This is a genomic window from Mesorhizobium sp. WSM3224 (genome assembly GCF_000427725.1).
Taxonomy (GTDB): Bacteria; Pseudomonadota; Alphaproteobacteria; order Rhizobiales; family Rhizobiaceae; genus Mesorhizobium.
Window position 1 is genome coordinate 102,514 of record NZ_ATYO01000018.1, and the last position, 17,550, is coordinate 120,063.

A 17,550-nucleotide genomic window follows, 5' to 3' on the forward strand; every position below is an offset into this window, starting at 1 on the left:
GCCTATGTGCGGGATCGCCGGAATACTGGCGCTGAACGCCACCGCCGAACCGCCTTCACGCGAAGCACTGTTGCGCATGGCTGGCGCGCTGGCGCATCGCGGTCCCGACGAACGGGGGCTGTACCGCGACAGGCGCGCAGGCTTGGCGCATGCCCGTTTGTCGGTCGTCGATCTTCAGCATGGGCAGCAGCCCCTCGCCGACGCAGACGGCCCGGCGTGGATTGTTTTCAATGGCGAGATTTTCAACTATCTCGAACTGCGCGACAGGCTGTTCGCCCTTGGCCACCGGTTCTGCACCCGCAGCGACACCGAAGTCGTCCTGCATGCCTATCGGGAGTGGGGCCAGGCCGCCTTCGAGCGCATGAACGGCCAATGGGCGCTGGCAATCTGGGATCCGACTATAGGCCGGCTGGTATTGTCGCGCGACCGCTACGGCATTTGCCCACTGCATCTTTGCGAGCATGGCGGCCGCCTGTTTTTTGCGAGCGAAGTCAAAGCGATTTTCGCGGCCGAGGCCGCAATCCCCCGCGCCTTCGATCCGGCAGGCATAGATCAGACCTTTACCATGTGGGCGGCCGTTGCTCCGCGGAACGTATTCCAAGGCATCCGCGAACTCCCGCCCGGACATGTGCGCCTCTATGAGAAAGGTGTGGCGCGAGAATACCCATTCTGGCAACCGCGCTTCCCGCAAACTCGTGATCAGGACCAAGGCCCATTTAGCGGCTCCTTGGACGAGGCGGTCGACGAGGTGCGGCTGGCTCTCGAAGCCGCGACGGCATTGCGAATTTTGCAGGCCGATGTGCCGGTTGGCTGCTATCTGTCGGGCGGGCTGGACAGTTCCGTCCTCGCCACACTCGGCAGACGCTTCGCCGGTGAGCGTTTCCAGACCTTTTCGCTCCGTTTTGCGGATGCCGAATATGACGAGACTGATTTCCAGCGGCTCGTGGCCGCCAGGACGGGGAGCGAGCACCATGAGCTGATCGTTTCGCGCAGCGACATCGCGAAGATATTCCCCGAGGTGATTCACCACACCGAGCGGCCAGTCCTAAGGACCGCCCCGGCACCGCTCTTCCTGCTGTCAAGGCTGGTGCGGAAACACGGTATCAAGGTGGTGCTGACCGGCGAAGGCGCCGACGAGATGTTCGCCGGCTATGATCTGTTTCGCGAGGGTAAGGTGCGCCGCTTCTGGGGACGCCAGCCGGCTTCGACCGGGCGCGCTCGGCTGCTCGAACGGCTCTACCCTTACCTGTCGCGTTCACCGGTCCATCAGCAGGCGCTGGCCCGGCAATTCTTCGGCCGCAACATCGAGGCCCACGCTGTAGCCGGATTTGCGCATGACACGCGCTGGCGTACCACCAGCGCCATCAAGCGCCTGTTCTGCCCGGATATGTGCGCCGCCTGCGAGCGTCACGACGCCGTGACTGAACTGCTCTCCACGCTGCCGGCCGAATTCAAGCGCTGGAGTTTCCTCGCCCAGGACCAGTATCTGGAGATTCGGACTCTGATGTCGAGCTATCTGCTCTCCTCGCAAGGCGACAGGATGCTGATGGCCAATTCCATCGAGGGCCGCTTTCCATTCCTGGACGACAACGTCGTCGCGTTGGCGAATGCGCTTCCGGACGCTTACAAGCTGCGGGGTCTCGACGAGAAGCACGTGCTGAAACGCGTCGCATTGTCCATCCTGCCGCCGCAGGTCGTCGCCCGGAAGAAACAGCCTTACCGGGCGCCGAATGCGATGAGCTTCTTTGGCGACGGCGCGCCGGCTTACATTGGTGATGCCTTGTCCGAGACGGCCGTGCGGGCGGCCGGCGTCTTCGATCCCCAGTCGGTGAGCCGGCTGGTCGGAAAGTGCCGAACTCGAACCGGCGGGGGCGACATGTCGAATTTCGACAACATGGCCCTGGTCGGCGTTCTGTCGACACAGCTTCTGCATCAGCAATTTGTCGCCAGCCGGCCGGCCGGCGCGACAAGGCGGGATCTCGTCGTCGACGTCGACTACGAACATCGGGAAAGGGCGCCGGCATGATCGATGGTGCCGTACCGCTGCTGCATGATTACCTGATCCACGCCGCCGGCCGGCTCGGCGGCAAGGTGGCGTTGGTTTGCAACAGGAAACGCGTCTCCTACGCCGAAATCGACGAGCGTTCCAACGGGCTCGCACAATGTCTGGTAACAGCCGGCGTGCAACGCGGCGACCGGGTGGTGATCTTCGCCGACAACACAGTCGAGACGGTCGTCAGCTTCTGGGCGGTGCTGAAGGCCAACGCCGTCGTATGCATCGTCAACCCGCTCACCAAAAGCCAGAAGCTCGACTACCTTCTTAGCGATTGCCGACCGGCGGCGCTGATCACCGACCAGCATCTGCGCTCCGTGTTCGAGGGGCCGGCACACAATTGTCGCTCGCTGCGCAAGATGATCGTGTCGGGGCCGATCAATGACGACCAGCTCAGCCGGCTGCCCTGCGCGATGCGCTGGGAAACAGCGGCCGAAAGAACACCAGCCGCGCCGGAACGCAAATCGATCGACATCGACCTCGCCGCGATCATCTATACGTCGGGGTCCACAGGTGAGCCCAAAGGCGTGATGCTGACGCATCGCAACATGACCGCGGCATGCACGTCGATAGCGTCATATCTGGAGCTTCGCGAAGATGACGTGATCCTCAACGTTCTGCCCCTCGCCTTCGACTACGGCCTCTATCAGATGCTGATGGCGTTCCGCACCGGAGCTCGGCTCGTCCTCGAACGCTCTTTCGCCTTTCCGGCGCAGATTCTACAGATCATTAAGGACGAGAAGATTACAGGCTTCCCTGGGGTTCCGACCATCTTCGCATCGCTTGCGGAGCTAAAATCGCTGAGGGATCACGACTTTTCGAGCATCCGCTATGTAACCAATACCGCGGCTGCCCTGCCGCTCAAGCACATCGCCATGCTGGGGGATCTGTTTGCGGGCGCCCGCATCTATTCAATGTACGGCCTCACCGAGTGCAAGCGCTGCACCTACCTGCCGCCGGAAGATTTGAAGCGAAAACCGCTGAGCGTGGGGATCGCGATCCCCAACACGGAAATGTGGATCATCGACGAGAACGACAGGCGCGTCGAGCCCGGGACTGTCGGCCAGCTTGTTATCCGCGGCGCGACGGTGATGAAGGGCTACTGGGGCAAACCGGAGGCGACCGCCAGGAAGCTGAAGCCCGGCCCCGTGCCGGGCGAGCAGGTGCTCTACACCGGAGACTACTGCCGAATGGACGCGGACGGCTATCTCTACTTCGTCGGTCGCTGCGACGAGATCATAAAATCCCGGGGCGAGAAAGTTGCGCCGAAGGAAGTCGAAAACGTCCTGGTGAATATTCCGGGCGTCAAGGAGGCTGCGGTGGTCGGTGTCCCCGACGATCTTCTGGGCCAGGCGGTGAAGGCGTTCGTCGTTGTCGAGCAGGGAAGGGTTGTCGGCGAGAAGCAGTTGCAGTTGGAATGCCAGAAGCGGCTTGAAAACTTCATGGTCCCGAAGTCCATCGTCATCGTACCCAGCCTGCCGATGACCGACACCGGGAAACTCAAGAAGGCAGCTCTTTCCTAGCGCTCATTGGACGGCGCGGACCGTATTTTCCTTTTTGCCGGAGGTGGATTGATGGATTCGATTTTGGTGACGAAGCCCGCGAGCGACATTTATACGAAACAAATCCGGGATTTCCTGGCATCGAACTTCTACATCGCCGACGTCAAATCCCTCAGCACGACGGAATCGCTGCTCGACCAGGGCATCGTCGATTCCACCGGCGTGCTCGAGATCATCGGCTTCATCGAGGAGACCTTTGGCATTATAGTCGAAGACAGTGAGCTCTTGCCGGAGAACCTCGATTCCATCCAGGGAATAGCGCACTTTATTGCGCGCAAGAGAGGATGAAATCCGAGCTGCGGGTTGCTCAGGCCTGCGGCTTTGCGCATCCGAGCACGACGCGCGGCTCGCCGGCTAGGTTGCTGACGACGCGGATTTTGTCGTAGCCCCTGCTGCGCTCCAGCAGGCTTGCGACCTGGCGATCCTGACCCAGGCCGACCTCGAACAGGAGGGCGCCACCGGGCCGCAGATAGCGGTGAGCATCTTTCACTGCCCGCATATGGATGGCGATGCCGTAGGGCCCGGCCGCGAAAGCCTCGCGCGGCTCGAGAGCGACCAGATGAGAGCTGTCGCCCTCAAGCCGTTTTTCCGAAATGTAAGGCGGATTGCATACGATGACGTCGATCGTGCCTTGCGGCACCACGGTGGAAAGAGCCTCGAACAAATCGCCCTGCAGCACCGAAACCCGGTCGGCTAGCCCATGGTGGACGACATTCCGGCGCGCCACCTCGACACATGCATCGGTAAGATCGCTTGCCCATACCCGCGCCGTCTGGAGCTGATGGGCGATAGCGCAGGCAAGATTGCCGGCGCCGCAGCACATATCGATAACGCGAGGAGCCGGCAGGTTCATTTGATGCAAGACGTCGACGGCAGTTGAGCCTAACAGCTCCGTCTCCGGCCTCGGGACAAGCGCGCCGGATGCAACAAGCATCTCCATTCCCATGAAGGTCGCGCTACCTTTGCTATAGGCGTCAGCGACATCGACATCCTTGCTCAAGGCTTGCCTCCACAACGAGATCGGGCGCTCGCCGGACGACGCAGAAGCACGAAGCTTAAGCTATTGTGCCGCTGCGCTCTCCAATTCGTTGCTGAATCTGACTTCGATCGTATCTCCCGGCGCCACCTCGGCGTCCTCCCCGGAAACCTGCTTGCGCCATTGCCCATCGACGTTGCGGACGATCGTCATCTGAGCTCGAACGGTTTCGCCGGCGATTGAAAGCGGCGCGGCGGTTGCACCGAGTGGCTGCAACTTCTGGCTTGCTGCGCGAAGCCTGGTGCCGATGTCGGCCAGCCGAACCTCGGCGTCCCGCAATTCGTTCAGCAAGGCGATGCGCCTTTGGTTCTCGTTGCGCTCGAGCTGCCTGGCAAAATCATCCTGCTGGCGCCGTGTTCTCATGAGCTCGACCGATGTTTCCAGCGCCCGGCTGGACGAAAGCAGGACGGCGCGTCGCACGTCGGCGAGCCTGTTATTCGTCAGGTTGCCAGCCTTGAACAGCTTAGTGACCTGCTCCAGGTCCTCTTCGTCAGCCTTTACCCCATCCGATTCATCCTGCGCGCGCTTCACTAGCGCTTCGATCTGCGCTGCGGCATCCTTGGCGCCTTTTTCGACAAAGCTCTGCTCTTGCCGAAAATTGCCGAGGGAAAGCTTGAGCGCCTCCGCTTCGGCCTTCGCTATCCCCGCGGCGAGCGAAGGGGAAAGCGGCGATCCTTGCGGAGGCTGCATGTCGAAGCTTTCCTGCTTGTCGAGCTCCGCGCGCAGGCGCGCGCTGTGCAAGTAGTCCCTGGTGTATTCTCCCCAGATCATCTCATAGTCGCGCCGCAGATCCGTCGGATCCGGGCCCGGCTGGTTGGCCCGCGCCCGCAACAGGCTGAAGCCGCCGGCCACAGCGATCGCCTGTCGCACGGTCATGAGCGGACGATAGGCCTGCTGTCCGGGGGTGAGCACATCGCCGGTTACATAGACGGGACGATATTCGGCAATGACGGCCGTCACGTCGCTCGGTCTGACAACCGCCATCTGTTCACGGCCATCGGGCATGCGGATATGAAAGATCTTGGTCGGCAGAATCGCCTGCATGCGGGTCTGCAATTCGGGAGGAGTCAGGCCGCCGACTGAAACCGTGCCGGCTTCAGGCAGCGCGATCGTGCCATCGATCTGGACAACCGCGCGCTGCGTTCGGTCGGGAATGGATGTTATTCCGATTTCGACCGTGTCTCCTGGTGAAATCCGATACGCTGATGAGGGATCGGCCGCCACGGCCACAGGCAGAGTGCTGAGCAGAGCAAGAACCGCAAGGAAGAGTCGGCTAAGGTTGACCATTCGCAACAAGCTCCTTCGGGCCGTGTTGTTCGGGCCAGTCAAGACGGGTCACGAACTCGTAAACTGGCCCGCCAGGCACGCCCCAATTGCTTGACCAAATTACCTGCGAGCCATCCGGAGAAGGCGAGGCATGTGTTTCGCTCCAATAATCGAATGGAACATTTCGTGTCTGCGCAATGCGTCGGACGGCGCCACTGCCGTCGATCCGAAGCGCAATGACCTCGCGTGCATAGGGAGCCCAGGTTGGATTGGCCGATATCTCGTCCGGGTCGCCCCCATAGCTTACGAATGCCCACCCGGGCCTATTCAGTGCGCGGGTTGACGCATGCTCGGCCTCGCCGAACGCGGTAAGGGAAGTGACTTTCCCGTCCGACAGCCTGCGTTTGACGATGTGATACTTGTCTGGATCTGATTTGCTGATCCCAACGAAAATCTCGCTTCCGTCGTCGTCGAGTGTCATGTCGCCGTGACCGGGCCGATGATGGTCAGTCCATCTCTGACGCAAAGTGCCGTCAACGGCAAAAATGACTCTTTGTTCGGTGCCGTCAATCTGGTTTGGAGAACACAGAATTGTCGTTCCGAGTGGAGAAATCGTACAGGAACTCGTCGTCCCGGGAACTTGAGCAAGGTCGATGTCCGGGAATTTCAACCGTTGATTTAGATCATAGGCAAAAACAACGTCTTTGCCGTCCTTGCTAATTGCGCGGACCGCGATCCGGCTGCCGTCCCGGCTGGGATTGCCTTTTGATGGCCCAAATCTCAGATCGTGATACGCCGTTGAGATGAACAGGATTTCTTCCTTATTCGTTCGTGGCGCCCAGGTTGAAATCGTCCGGCCTTGAACGCAGATCATCAGGTCGGGATTTCGGGGGTGCCACTCACATTCCCCTCCTCTGTTGCGACTAAACAGCGCCACATAGGTGTGCCCGTCGAGAAAGCACATTCCGTTGCAGCCGTTGTCGAGGAGGAGCAATGTCTGGTCCGCGTTCCAGGCTTGGGCGCTCGAATAGCGATGGCTGCAAAGTTTAGGCCCGCAGACGACACCATTTCCGAGAGCCCCGGGCTTGGTGATCCGAACGAAGCTTGTGCCAAATGCCGGGTCGGTCGCGGGATGACGATAACCAGGCAAAGCCATCGCCACCGGCGCCACGAAGCCGGTAGATGTGTTGCTTCCTTGACCGCCGGCCGTCCGAAGACTTAGGAGCGCCGCAACGCAAACCAGCAGTAGAGCAGCAAGCGCGGGAAGCCTCATGTCATGTAGCCCATCTCACGACGTACAAGGCCCTCACGGAGGCGTGCCCGCCACCACGCGATGGTCCGGCTCAAGCCCTCGCGCAGACTGGTCTGTGCCCTCCATCCCGTCGCGGCCTCAAGCCGGGATGAATTTGCCAGCAGAGCCCGCACCTCGGAATTTTGCGGCCGTAGCCGCCCCTCGTCGCGATGGACCGGCTTGTTGGAACCGCTCAGCTCCAGCACAAGGTCCAGCACGTCCAATATCGTCACGGCCTGCTGGCTTCCGGCATTATAGGCACGCCCGAATTCCAGCTCGGCAGAGCCTGCACTGAGGAACGCCGCCGCGGTGTCTTCAACGAAGGTAAGGTCGCGGACCGGGCTGGTGTCACCCACCATGATGGCTGGACATTTCGGATCGAGGGCCTGCCTGATGATCGTCGGCACGATTGCCCGTTCGCTTTGCCGCGGTCCGAATGTGTTGAACGGACGAAGCACCACGACGGGCATATGAAACGATCGAGCGTAGGACTCCGCCATCATGTCGGCCCCGATCTTGGAGGCCGAATATGGCGATTGCCCCTGCAACGGATGGGATTCACTGATCGGCATGCTTAGAGCGGTGCCGTAGACCTCGCTGGTCGAGGTATGCACCACACGCTCCGTATCCCACTGGCGAGCCGCTTCGAGAACATTTACCGTACCCATGACGTTGGTCGCTACATAGGATTCGGCGGCTGCGTAAGAGTACGGAATGGCGATCAACGCCGCGAGATGAAACACGACGGCTTGGCCACGGACGATCCTGTTGAGGAACGCACTGTCGCGAACGTCGCCGCGGACGCGCCTGAGCTGGCTTCGGATCTCGTCCGGCAGATCATCCAACCACCCATGGCTGTCGAAGGAATTGTAGAGAGCCAGCCCCGTCACATCGGCACCGGCGCGAACCAAGGCTTCGGTCAGGTGCGATCCTATGAACCCATCCGCGCCGGTGACCAGAACTCTTTTGCCCTTATAAGTCATGACCAGACAATTCCTGCACCGCCTTGACCCTCACTTTGCGAATACCGCGAACCATCATCAGAAAGGCTCAAGTATCGCTTGGATGTTCCGCGGCCATGCCGAGGACGATGAAAACACCTCGAATGACGAGGGCTGCGTCCGAGATGATGGTCCGGCGACCATAATAAGAGAGATCGATCCTGGCCTTTGCCGGAAACAGGACTTCCTTGTAGAAAACGGTCGGCTCGACATCAGGAGGATAGAATAGAGCCTCATGGCGGAACACGATCTGAGCAGGGCCGAACAAGCCTGGCTTGTATTGCAAGACGGCTTCGTAGCCGTCCCTGAAGCACTCGGCGAAAGACAAACTCTCGGGACGCGGGCCGACCAGTGCCATTTCGCCTCTCAGGACGTTCCACAACTGCGGCAATTCATCCAATTTGCTGAAAGCGAGAAACCTGCCCACCGTCGTCATCCGGGCGTCGTTGGCAAGTGTGAGCGCAAGGCCTCCCGCATCGCACCGCGGGTAGAATTTTCGGAATTTGTACATCTGGAAAAGCTGACCGCAGGCGCCTATGCGAGGCTGAACAAAAAGCAGTGGACGACCGCTTTCGATCAGCAGCGCCACTGCGACAAACAGCATTAGCGGTGACAGGGCAACGAGGCCGACGAACGCGGCGATGATGTCCATGGCGCGTCGGCAAAGTCCATGGCTTGCGCGGCGCATTGCAAGCCGGCCAAGGGGCATGTCAAACGCATTCATGCCGCAGCCCCTGCCCGAGCGCAACTGTTGAGGGCGGATGCCAGGGCATCCACCACTGCCTCCGCCACGGGAGACGTTATCTGCGGATGGAGCGGAATGGTCAGCTCACGGTCGGCGAAAGCCTCCGTCCGCGGCAGGTGAACTCCGGGAAAGAGCTCCCGGTAGAACGTCATATGATGCACCGGCGGATAGTGAATTGTCGTCTGTATGCCCTGCGCCCGCAATTGATCGATGACATCTTGCCTGTTGACGCCGCGCGGCAAAAGGATCGGCATGATGTGATAGGCAGAGGTGCGCGCTTCGACAAACGGCATCGAGATGGCTGGGCAGCGCATGGCGATGAGGCGTCGATACAGCGCGACGAGTATGCGCCTGACCTCATTCCATTCCTGCAAATTGCGCAGTTGCACCAGGCCGATGGCAGCCCGCATTTCATCCATGCGATAATTGAAGCCCAGCATGGTCACATCATATTGCGCAGTGCGGCTGTTCAGTCTCTGATGCGTGCCGGTGGTCATGCCATGGCCACGCGCCAGGCGAATCTTCTCCCGTAAGCCGGGGTCGCGCGTAATGACAACGCCGCCTTCGGCGGTGGTCATGTTCTTGTTGCCGTAGAAGCTGAACGCCGCCGCCGCACCATAAGTCCCCACCTCTTTCAGGCCAGGAGCATGTGCGGCGTCCTCGATGATGTAGAGCCCTCGCACACTTGCGAATGTCTGCCACTCCTGCTTGCTTGCGAGATAGCCTGCGAAATGGACGAGGATCACGGCCCTGGTGCGGGAGGTGCAGCTTGCCTCCGCATCTTCGACCGACATCAGAGGCACGTCATCGGATTCTATATCGACGAAGATAGGCTTGGCCCCGACATACAAGACTGCGTTCACAGTCGCCACGAACGTCAGTGAAGGCACCAGGACCTCGTCACCGGGTCCGATTCCAAGTCCATGGAGGATGAGGTGCAGGGCTGCGGTGCAGGAGGCGACGGCGACACAATCATCGGCGCCGTGCACCGCTGCAAATGCCTCCTCAAATGCTCTGACGCGTTCGCCCATCGTCAGCCAGCCGCTGTCAATCACCTTCGACAAAGCGGCCTTCTCTGGCACACCCAACACGGGGGCACTAACCAAGAGCATCCCAACCTCCCGGTGAACTCTCGCGCCTCGAAACGGCCTCAGGCAGCAGCCGCGGCTACCTCTATGGAAGCCGACTGCTCCTCCCAGGAAATCGTTTGCGCCTTCTGAAAATCTTCGACGCGGCCAATGTCCAACCAAAGACCTTCATGCTTATAGACATGCACGATCTGCCCATCTTGCAGCATTTGCAGCATGAGATCGTCGAATCCGAAGGGAATGCCCGATGGAATGAACTGCAGAACGGCTGGATCCATGCAGTAAATTCCCATGCTTACCAGATGCGTGAGAGCAGGCTTTTCGCGAAACACTTGGACAGTGTCATTAACCTCGTCGATGACGCCAAAGTCCATTTTGGTTACACGCGCTGCCGTCGCGATTGTAACCAGATCCTTGTGCGCGCGATGCGCCGCCACGAAACGGCTGAGGCTGAGGTCGGTTAGCACATCGCCGTTGAGGACCAGAAACGGTTCATCCAGTTCCTCTCTGATCAAGGAGAGTGGGCCGATGGTCCCGAGCGGTTCCATTTCCTGTGTGTAGCATATCTTGAGGTTCCATTGCGAACCATCGCCGCACACGCTGCGGATCAGATGACCCAGGTAGCCGGTTGTGACGTAGACGATTTCAATACCGTTGCGCCGTAGCCATTTAAGCAGCAACTCAAGCACTGGTCGAGCGCCGATAGGCATCAGAGGCTTTGGTAGAACCGATGTGAACGGGCGCAGGCGCATGCCCATCCCACCGCATTGGATAACCGCTTTCATATGACACTCCCTGCGCACAAGGCCATACAGTCCAACAATCAAGCTCAGCGTCCGAAGTTCACGCGCCCGGCTGGATTATGAGGTTTGGGCTGCCGGACGTGCTCCGAATTAGGTGCGAAATTACGCCCGGGCAGCAGACGTGTCGTCGTGCGTTCGAATGGCGCGCTGCGGAGGTGGCGGGTGGCAAAACGGTTGGAAGCCGCCATGTCGGGTGCGGTGCAACAGACCAAGGTCTGACTTTGCATCATGGTAAACGCGGAGTAGTCTGCGACCTGGAAAAGGTTTACGAGAGGGTTGAGAGGGTCAAGGTTTTTTTGGTCCGGCAGCGGGCCAAACCGGTATCGTCACAGAACGACTTCGCTTCCAAAATAACGTTCTGGACGCCTGTCGGTGTCTGCATGCCGGAGATGTGTGCGTTGGGGTGAGATGTACAAGATCGTCATCGCCGATGATCACGGCCTGTACAGGCGTGGCTTGCGGTTGGCGCTGAGCGCCGGCATCGAGGACATCGAGATATTCGAAGCAACATGTTTCGATGCGGTGGTTAGCCTCCTTGCCGAACAGGAATGCGTCAGCCTGGCGATGCTTGACCTGAATATGCCGGGGCTCTTCACGCAAGAAGTGCTGAGCGACGTCCTAGCGGCGTACCCGGACACGCGGTTTGCGATTGTTTCCGGAAACGATTCACGCTCCGAAATCCTGACTGCTCTCAATGTGGGGCTGCACGGCTATATCGTGAAATCGCAAACGGATGACGAGGTCGTGCTGGCAGTCAAGGAAATCCTGTCAGGTCGCATCTACGTCCCGGCGCTCCTGTCGCGGCACTTGGGAACGCACGAGCAGACGCCCGAGATCCGTCACGGGAGCAGCGTCGGTACCGGCGCTCTCGAAAGGCTCACATCCCGGCAGAAGGACGTTCTGAGGCTGATGGCCGAAGGATATTCAAACAAGGAAATTGCGCGAGATCTCGACATCGCCGAGGCTACGACGAAGATTCATGCGGCCGCAATTATGCGGGAATTAGGGGTTCGAAACCGCACGGAAGCCGCAGTTCTGATAAAGACTTGGTTGGGAACAGTGTGAGCTAAGCTTGGACTTCCTTCGGCGACAGCCGGAGGGAATAGTGCAATCCATCCTCCCTGATTTCGAATTGCGAGGAATGACCGAGAAGAGGCGTTCCGTCGGCTCCAAGAATCATCGATCCAAAACCCTGGCGCTTGATCGAAGTTGCGCGTCGGCGCCCCGTTTCTATCCAGTCAAAAACGATCTCGTCGCTCTGCCCGCCTGGCGCAAGAGCCCAACGTGCGTCAACCTTGCCTAGCGCATCCCCGAGCACGCCATGCTTGATCGAATTGGTGGTGAGTTCGTGGACTATCATTGCAAAACTCTCCGCCGCCCCGCCTGAAATCTTGATGTCAGGGCCTGTGATCGTTGCCTTGCCCGCTTCCAGGAAAGGCTTGAGTTCCTGAACGATGAGATCATGAATGGTGGATGATCCCTCAGCGCTGTGCATGAGCAGCGTATGCGTCGCCTCGAGCGCGCGAATTCGCTCGACGAGAGTTTCTTTGAAATTGGCGAGATCGCCCTCCGGCGCATCGAGCATCTTCACTATCGCCGAGATGACGGGGAACAGATTGCTGAACCGGTGACGCTGTTCCAGCATCAATTTTTCTTGCTTCCTTACGGCCGCGCGCAACAGTGCGGATTGGCGGCTGGACCGGTCCAAAAGAAAGGCGATCATCCCGCCGGAAAGCACGAGCAGGATTGCGCGTACCCACTCATCGGCGAGAATTTGGCCATTCACAATTATCCGGGCACCCAGGCCGGCGGCCGCCATCAAAAGCGTTGATGCGAGCGCAATCCGGCGGTTTTCCAGGAAGGCGATGACGACGATCGCCGGAATAAATTCGAGGAAGGCTGGGTCCGTGGCGCCCGCTAGGGAAACACTAACCTCAAAGAGCAGCGTAGCGACCAGTACAGCCGTCGACGCCAAGTGAGCTCGCGACAGGATTGTACCTCCCTCGGCATCCTCATCCAACCTAACTACAACTTTCGGCTTAGCCCGTCGAGGTTAGACCGTCGAGCCTGCAGCTAATACGTCTGCCTGCTTTCAGGTCGCCAAAAATCGAGGCCTTATAAAAACCAGTACCCAACCTTCTGGCTATCGATCGTCGAGCACGGATAGCAGAGATGGATAACGAGGATGGATGATCCATGAATCTGGTCAGCGGGCGCAACGACACGAGAATGATCGCGACATCTGGCATGATAGCGGCGGGCTCCGGCAGCAGAACAGCGGCTGCTTTCGCCAGAGACGCCTCTCGCAAAACCATCAGTCCGATCACAACGAGCAAATGCGTGCGGCCGTGCCTTGATTCCATAACCGGCATGCTCGAGCGCATAGGCTGTGGGTGGCTTGTGCTGAGCGAGTCAAAAAGGGTGCTCGAATGGAATGCGGCAGCCGAAAGCATCCTCACCGCCTGTGAGGATTGTCTGGATTCGCCTGGCGACCTATCGGCGGCGCTACGGAGCCTGACAGCGGGCGTTCCTACTCATTTTGTAGCCGGATCATTGTCCTGGATCGTAATCCGCAATGCCGGGGATCGGCCGGTTGTCATGAATGAAGAAGGCGTCGTCACCCCCGATGGGTCTATCATTGTCGCGCTCCTCGACCGTCAGCCGAGAACCGGGCCTAATCCGGAGACCCTGCGGAAAATGTTCGGATTGACCTGCGCCGAAACGGATCTGGCGTTGCGTTTGGCGAGTGGCGATGCCCCCTTGGAAATTGCCGAGCGCAGCCGGCTCAGCCGGACCACGATCCGCACCCAGCTGGCGTCGCTGTTTGCCAAGACGGAGACGAGGCGCCAGGCGGAACTGGTCGCCCTCCTAGGGCGCATCTCGGTGCTGCCGTAGAGCCGGCACGCTTCCGACTGTCCCGTGCGCCTCCACTTTGCGGCGCGTCACCGGCTCTGGGTTTGGTCAGGCAAATGGGGGCGGCTTGTCCCCACGACACCACCGAATGGGACGCGCCGATGCGCGACTATGCCAATGGCCCGCGCCGGATGTAGAGCATTGAGCCGCACGAAGTTCTCAGGAACAGCGCCTGGAGCAATTCCAGGAAGGCATGAAACGGCTTTCCATCCGAAATTGCGCAAAAAACAAAGAGACAGAGCGGTTCGCCGTTTCCGTGAAACGGTGAACTGCTCTAGCACCTCGCAAGGGGTCGCGTCAGCGTTTGCGGGTCTGCACTGCGCCAAGTTTTGGGCGTATCTTGAACAGGTATTCCAGGGCGTACTGGTTTGCGATCTTCATGACTGACGGCCGAAGTATTTGCACCGCGTCTCGCATTGTCGTTCGCAATGATTGATGTCGGAACCTGGCTGGGATACGAGCGACCCGCAGCGCACGCAAAAGCGGCTCGGGTCTCGGAAGGCCTTTTCTATCCTCGATCAGATGCCAGTTAAGCTGTTTGACGGCAAGCGTGACCTCGTCCACTTCTTCGTAGCTCTTCGACGTCGTTATGCTTGGATGATGTGTAGCATCGTAGAAGATCAGACCTTCGTTGATTGCCACCATCTCCCCATGTCGTGCGAGATCGACAAAGAACAGTTGATCGACACCGGCCGGGATGGATTTATGGGCGCGCATCTGGCATCCGGCGTGAATTACCGCGGCGTTGATCAGCAGCGTCGAAGGTATGATACCTAGACTCCTTGTCACTCGTACGAGATACAGGTCCGTCAGGCACTGCTGGCTTGAATAGAGCGAAATCCGGTTTTGCTCCGGCGGATCCGACCGCGTTACGACCCGGTTCTCCTCCACAACATGCGCCGCGCAGGTCATGAACGCTACCGACGGATATTCAACCGAGATTTCGGCAAATCTTTTCAGCGCTCCCGGGGCTAGCCAATCATCGTCATGCAACAACTTGATCCACTTACCCGTGCAGGCAAGCATGGCGTTGTTGGTGTTCTCCACCTGCCCTCTGCCCCTGTGGTTTTCAACAATCCGGATGCGCGGATCGCTTCGCGCATACTCTTCCACAATGGACCAGCTCTGCCCCCCTCGTCCGTCGTCGTCGCTGACAACAAGTTCCCAGTTGGAAAAGTCTTGTCCCACGATACTATCGATGGTGCGCCGAATAGTGTCCGGCCGGTGATACGTCGGGACGGCAACGGAAATGAATGGTCGTTCGCTCGAAGCGCCCGCAGGATCAGCGATATCGGTCACCGGACCGGGCGGCAGATCTGTCTCACTTTTGCCGCCAGCGACGGATTCTGCCGAGGGCACAGCTCCTTCAGAGCTCGCGTCGCTAGTCAACAGGAGCTTCATCGTAGTTTTTCCTCGCGATTGGATACGGACTCGACAGCGTTGCCGGTGCCGGTTCGGTGTCGCGCTTCAGAAGGTACAGCGAGGCGGCGGTTTTGATGGCAAACCCGACCGTCCCGCCAGCCGCCATGAGATAGATGACGTCGATAGGCTCCCAGCCCGCTTCGGCGCCGGCGAGCAGCGGACCGAAGACAAGCACCATCCGCGCGGCGTCGACGACCAGCCGTACCTCCTGCCGCCGCAACAGAGTAGGGACTTCGCTGAGCGGTGTCGACAAGGCCTGGACGGCGCCCATGAATGCCAAGGCAGTCATGATTTGGGCCGTCGGAATCCAAGCCTCGCCCAGGAGCGGCACGACAAGATAAGGGGCTGCCAGCCCAAGCGCCAATATCGGCAATGCGGTGAGGCCAGCGGCAAGCAGCAGGAGTCCCCGCGCGATACAGAACATACGGCCACCGCTGCTGTCCTTGTTCGCCTCGGCGACGAACACATTGCTTAACGGAGTGGCTATCAGCACGATGGGCCCGGTCACCAGCCGTGTCGCGACGCCGAGATAACCAGCGAAGGCGGCGCCGAACAACGACCCCACGATAATCGCCGGAAGATTGTTGATGGCATAACTGCCGAGGGTCGCGGGGATGTCGAACAATGGGAACTTGTATTCCCTGGCGGCCTTATCGAACGCACTTCTCCATGATGACCGGTAAATGCCGCGCACGTCTTCCCAACTCAGAATCCGGAAGCCCAGAAAAGCGAGAAAAATGAACTGGCTGAGGACATGCGCGTGCACCATCGCTTCGCCCCCGAGATGGGCAAGGCCGAAAACCAATTGCAGCAGCGCCATGGTGGCCGGCAGGATCAGACGGCCGAGGGCGAAGTCGCGCAGCAGGCCCGCACGCAAGGCCAAGCAATTCATAGTTTCAACAAGCGCTGCGCCGCTCATCCCAATTGGAACCAGCCAGAACAGATTTCTGAGTTGGGCGGGCGCAAAGCTCAGAAGCACCTGCCCGACCGCAAGGGCCAGCACACCAGTGGTCAATATGGCCAGCACGATGAGCTTGACAGTGACATAGGTCTGCTCGATTTCCTTGACGCCGTAGAGAGAGGGCTCGAAGCGCAGCGCCGCGACCGCGCCGAGGATGTTCACGGTTGAAAGATAGATCGTGAAGACGCCAAACTCCGCGGGGGAATAGAGGCGGGCCAATATCGGAATTGTGGCGACCAGCGTGAGTTGCCCTGCAATTGCCATTGCCGAAACACCGCCCGCAACGCGGACGATCTTGCCGATCGGGCTTGCTGTCATCCGCTCCTCCCTGGACCTCAGAAAGTCGCTGTAGGACATTGGTTCGCGACTCCGAGAAGCGGCTGGCGACTGGGATAGCGAGCGTACGGTGGCTGCCGCACCTCGCCATCATTCACCTGAATGATGTTGCACTTCCCAATGCCAGTTCGATTCCGCAATGGGTGAAATGAAGCGTCAGTAGCGGCTTCACGAAACTGTGTCGGCGGCCAAACTCAGCTACGTTTTGGCCGGGCTGGATCAGCGGGTTGGATGGGCGCGAGGCGGGTGGCCGGTGGCCCGTGGAGTCCCAATGTTTAGGATGGCTGCTCGACCTGACGGCGCTCACCATCCGGTTTATTCGGAATGTACCTGGCGATGATCGCCTGCTCAACCTCTTGCGTGCTCTTCATTGTCGAGCGTTGGCTTGAAGTTTTCGCACAAATAACGTCCCGCCCTGAAATGGCAAGTATGTCGCTCATCGTCTTGAAGACGCTGAGGGAATGCATATTGACTTCGAAATCGGCCTCGAAGAGCCGCTCCGCCGGGGGCTCGCGTTCCATGCGCCGGCGAAGACGAGCCGCCACTGTCGCTCGTGGCGCCACAACTCTAATCGTGAGATCCGCGACCGGTACATTGCCTAGCATCGTTGCGAGAATGGCTTTGTCCGCACTCCCATTGAGTAACGCCAGAGATCCGACTGCCTGAACGTAACCTTCGTCGAAGATTAGAATATCCTGGGCCAGCTTCGCTCGATCCCAAGCGTGTGACAGTTTCAGTATGTGCTGCCAAATTCGGGCGCGCCAGATTGGTCTTTTCGGAGGTATTGCTCTGAGCATCGACAGAGATTTCGACAGATTTGACCTGCCGGTTCGTGGGAAAAAAATAATCTTGGCCGTGGAAGCGGTTGCCGAGACGATCCTTGTCACGAACAGAAAGACGCCCAGATCAAGTGTCCCGGATCTGGTCGCTGGTTGGTAGCTGCGGACAACTTCGGCACGGTATCCGTCCTCGCGCAGTCGGCTGGCAAGAATAAGGGCGAAAGTTGTCTTGCCCGAACCGGGCGGACCGAAGAGCTCGACGATCACGATTCAACACTCGACATAGCGCCTCGC

At 59.5% G+C, this 17,550-nt stretch carries 16 protein-coding genes; 5 read left to right on the forward strand and 11 right to left on the reverse strand.

Annotated elements, in window-relative coordinates; translation table 11 throughout:
• Nucleotides 1-4: 4 nt before the first annotated feature.
• The 3 genes from asnB to YU3_RS0124030 are packed head-to-tail and all read left to right on the forward strand — an operon-like array spanning nt 5 to nt 3,903.
• Nucleotides 5-2,026: an asparagine synthase (glutamine-hydrolyzing) gene (gene asnB, locus YU3_RS0124020; RefSeq protein WP_027168616.1), complete on the forward strand. Its 2,022-nt coding sequence runs from the start codon at nt 5-7 to the stop codon at nt 2,024-2,026.
• Nucleotides 2,023-3,576: an AMP-binding protein gene (locus tag YU3_RS0124025; protein WP_027168617.1), complete on the forward strand. Its 1,554-nt coding sequence runs from the start codon at nt 2,023-2,025 to the stop codon at nt 3,574-3,576. The genes asnB and YU3_RS0124025 overlap by 4 nt, the downstream gene beginning before the upstream one ends.
• 51 nt (nt 3,577-3,627) lie before the next feature.
• On the forward strand, nt 3,628-3,903 hold the full coding sequence (locus YU3_RS0124030; protein WP_156913582.1) for an acyl carrier protein: 276 nt from the start codon (nt 3,628-3,630) through the stop codon (nt 3,901-3,903).
• 19 nt (nt 3,904-3,922) lie between these two features.
• Here the strand turns inward: YU3_RS0124030 and YU3_RS0124035 are convergent, their stop codons facing one another.
• The 7 genes from YU3_RS0124035 to YU3_RS0124065 all read right to left on the reverse strand — a co-directional run bounded on the left by YU3_RS0124035 (nt 3,923) and on the right by YU3_RS0124065 (nt 10,827).
• A complete protein-coding gene (locus YU3_RS0124035; RefSeq protein ID WP_027168619.1) occupies nt 3,923-4,615 on the reverse strand; it encodes a class I SAM-dependent methyltransferase in 693 nt (230 codons plus the stop codon).
• 60 nt (nt 4,616-4,675) lie between these two features.
• Nucleotides 4,676-5,938: a polysaccharide biosynthesis/export family protein gene (locus YU3_RS0124040; RefSeq protein WP_027168620.1), complete on the reverse strand. Its 1,263-nt coding sequence runs from the start codon at nt 5,936-5,938 to the stop codon at nt 4,676-4,678.
• Entirely contained in the window at nt 5,925-7,190 is a 1,266-nt protein-coding gene (locus YU3_RS39665; RefSeq protein WP_027168621.1) for a hypothetical protein, read from the reverse strand. The genes YU3_RS0124040 and YU3_RS39665 overlap by 14 nt, the downstream gene beginning before the upstream one ends.
• The gene (locus YU3_RS0124050; protein WP_027168622.1) at nt 7,187-8,191 is read right to left on the reverse strand and encodes an SDR family NAD(P)-dependent oxidoreductase; all 1,005 of its coding nucleotides are present in this window, start codon (nt 8,189-8,191) and stop codon (nt 7,187-7,189) included. The genes YU3_RS39665 and YU3_RS0124050 overlap by 4 nt, the downstream gene beginning before the upstream one ends.
• 67 nt (nt 8,192-8,258) lie before the next feature.
• Complete coding sequence (locus tag YU3_RS0124055; RefSeq protein WP_027168623.1) at nt 8,259-8,933, reverse strand: sugar transferase; 675 nt, start codon at nt 8,931-8,933, stop codon at nt 8,259-8,261.
• A complete protein-coding gene (locus YU3_RS0124060; RefSeq protein WP_027168624.1) occupies nt 8,930-10,066 on the reverse strand; it encodes a DegT/DnrJ/EryC1/StrS aminotransferase family protein in 1,137 nt (378 codons plus the stop codon). Before YU3_RS0124060 ends, YU3_RS0124055 begins: the two co-directional genes overlap by 4 nt.
• 38 nt (nt 10,067-10,104) lie before the next feature.
• Nucleotides 10,105-10,827: an NDP-sugar synthase gene (locus YU3_RS0124065; RefSeq protein WP_027168625.1), complete on the reverse strand. Its 723-nt coding sequence runs from the start codon at nt 10,825-10,827 to the stop codon at nt 10,105-10,107.
• Nucleotides 10,828-11,253: 426 nt separating this feature from the next.
• Between YU3_RS0124065 and YU3_RS0124070 the strand changes: the two genes are divergently transcribed.
• Nucleotides 11,254-11,910, forward strand: a complete 657-nt coding sequence (locus YU3_RS0124070) for a response regulator transcription factor (RefSeq protein WP_027168626.1) — start codon at nt 11,254-11,256, stop codon at nt 11,908-11,910.
• A gap of 1 nt (nt 11,911) precedes the next feature.
• Here YU3_RS0124070 and YU3_RS37385 read toward each other — a convergent pair whose 3' ends face one another.
• Entirely contained in the window at nt 11,912-12,820 is a 909-nt protein-coding gene (locus YU3_RS37385) for an HWE histidine kinase domain-containing protein (protein ID WP_051334069.1), read from the reverse strand.
• 221 nt (nt 12,821-13,041) lie between these two features.
• On the opposite strand from YU3_RS37385, the gene YU3_RS0124080 reads away from it, so the two are divergent.
• Complete coding sequence (locus YU3_RS0124080) at nt 13,042-13,740, forward strand: helix-turn-helix transcriptional regulator (RefSeq protein WP_027168627.1); 699 nt, start codon at nt 13,042-13,044, stop codon at nt 13,738-13,740.
• Between the two features lie 315 nt (nt 13,741-14,055).
• Here YU3_RS0124080 and YU3_RS37390 read toward each other — a convergent pair whose 3' ends face one another.
• From YU3_RS37390 to YU3_RS0124095, 3 genes are all read right to left on the reverse strand, one after another.
• Nucleotides 14,056-15,159 carry a glycosyltransferase family 2 protein gene (locus YU3_RS37390; protein WP_084508270.1) on the reverse strand — a complete coding sequence of 368 codons (1,104 nt, stop codon included), beginning with the start codon at nt 15,157-15,159 and terminating at the stop codon, nt 14,056-14,058.
• Entirely contained in the window at nt 15,140-16,459 is a 1,320-nt protein-coding gene (locus tag YU3_RS37395; RefSeq protein WP_198021708.1) for a lipopolysaccharide biosynthesis protein, read from the reverse strand. The genes YU3_RS37390 and YU3_RS37395 overlap by 20 nt, the downstream gene beginning before the upstream one ends.
• A 293-nt stretch (nt 16,460-16,752) precedes the next feature.
• Nucleotides 16,753-17,523, reverse strand: a complete 771-nt coding sequence (locus YU3_RS0124095) for an AAA family ATPase (RefSeq protein ID WP_027168628.1) — start codon at nt 17,521-17,523, stop codon at nt 16,753-16,755.
• Nucleotides 17,524-17,550: the final 27 nt, after the last annotated feature.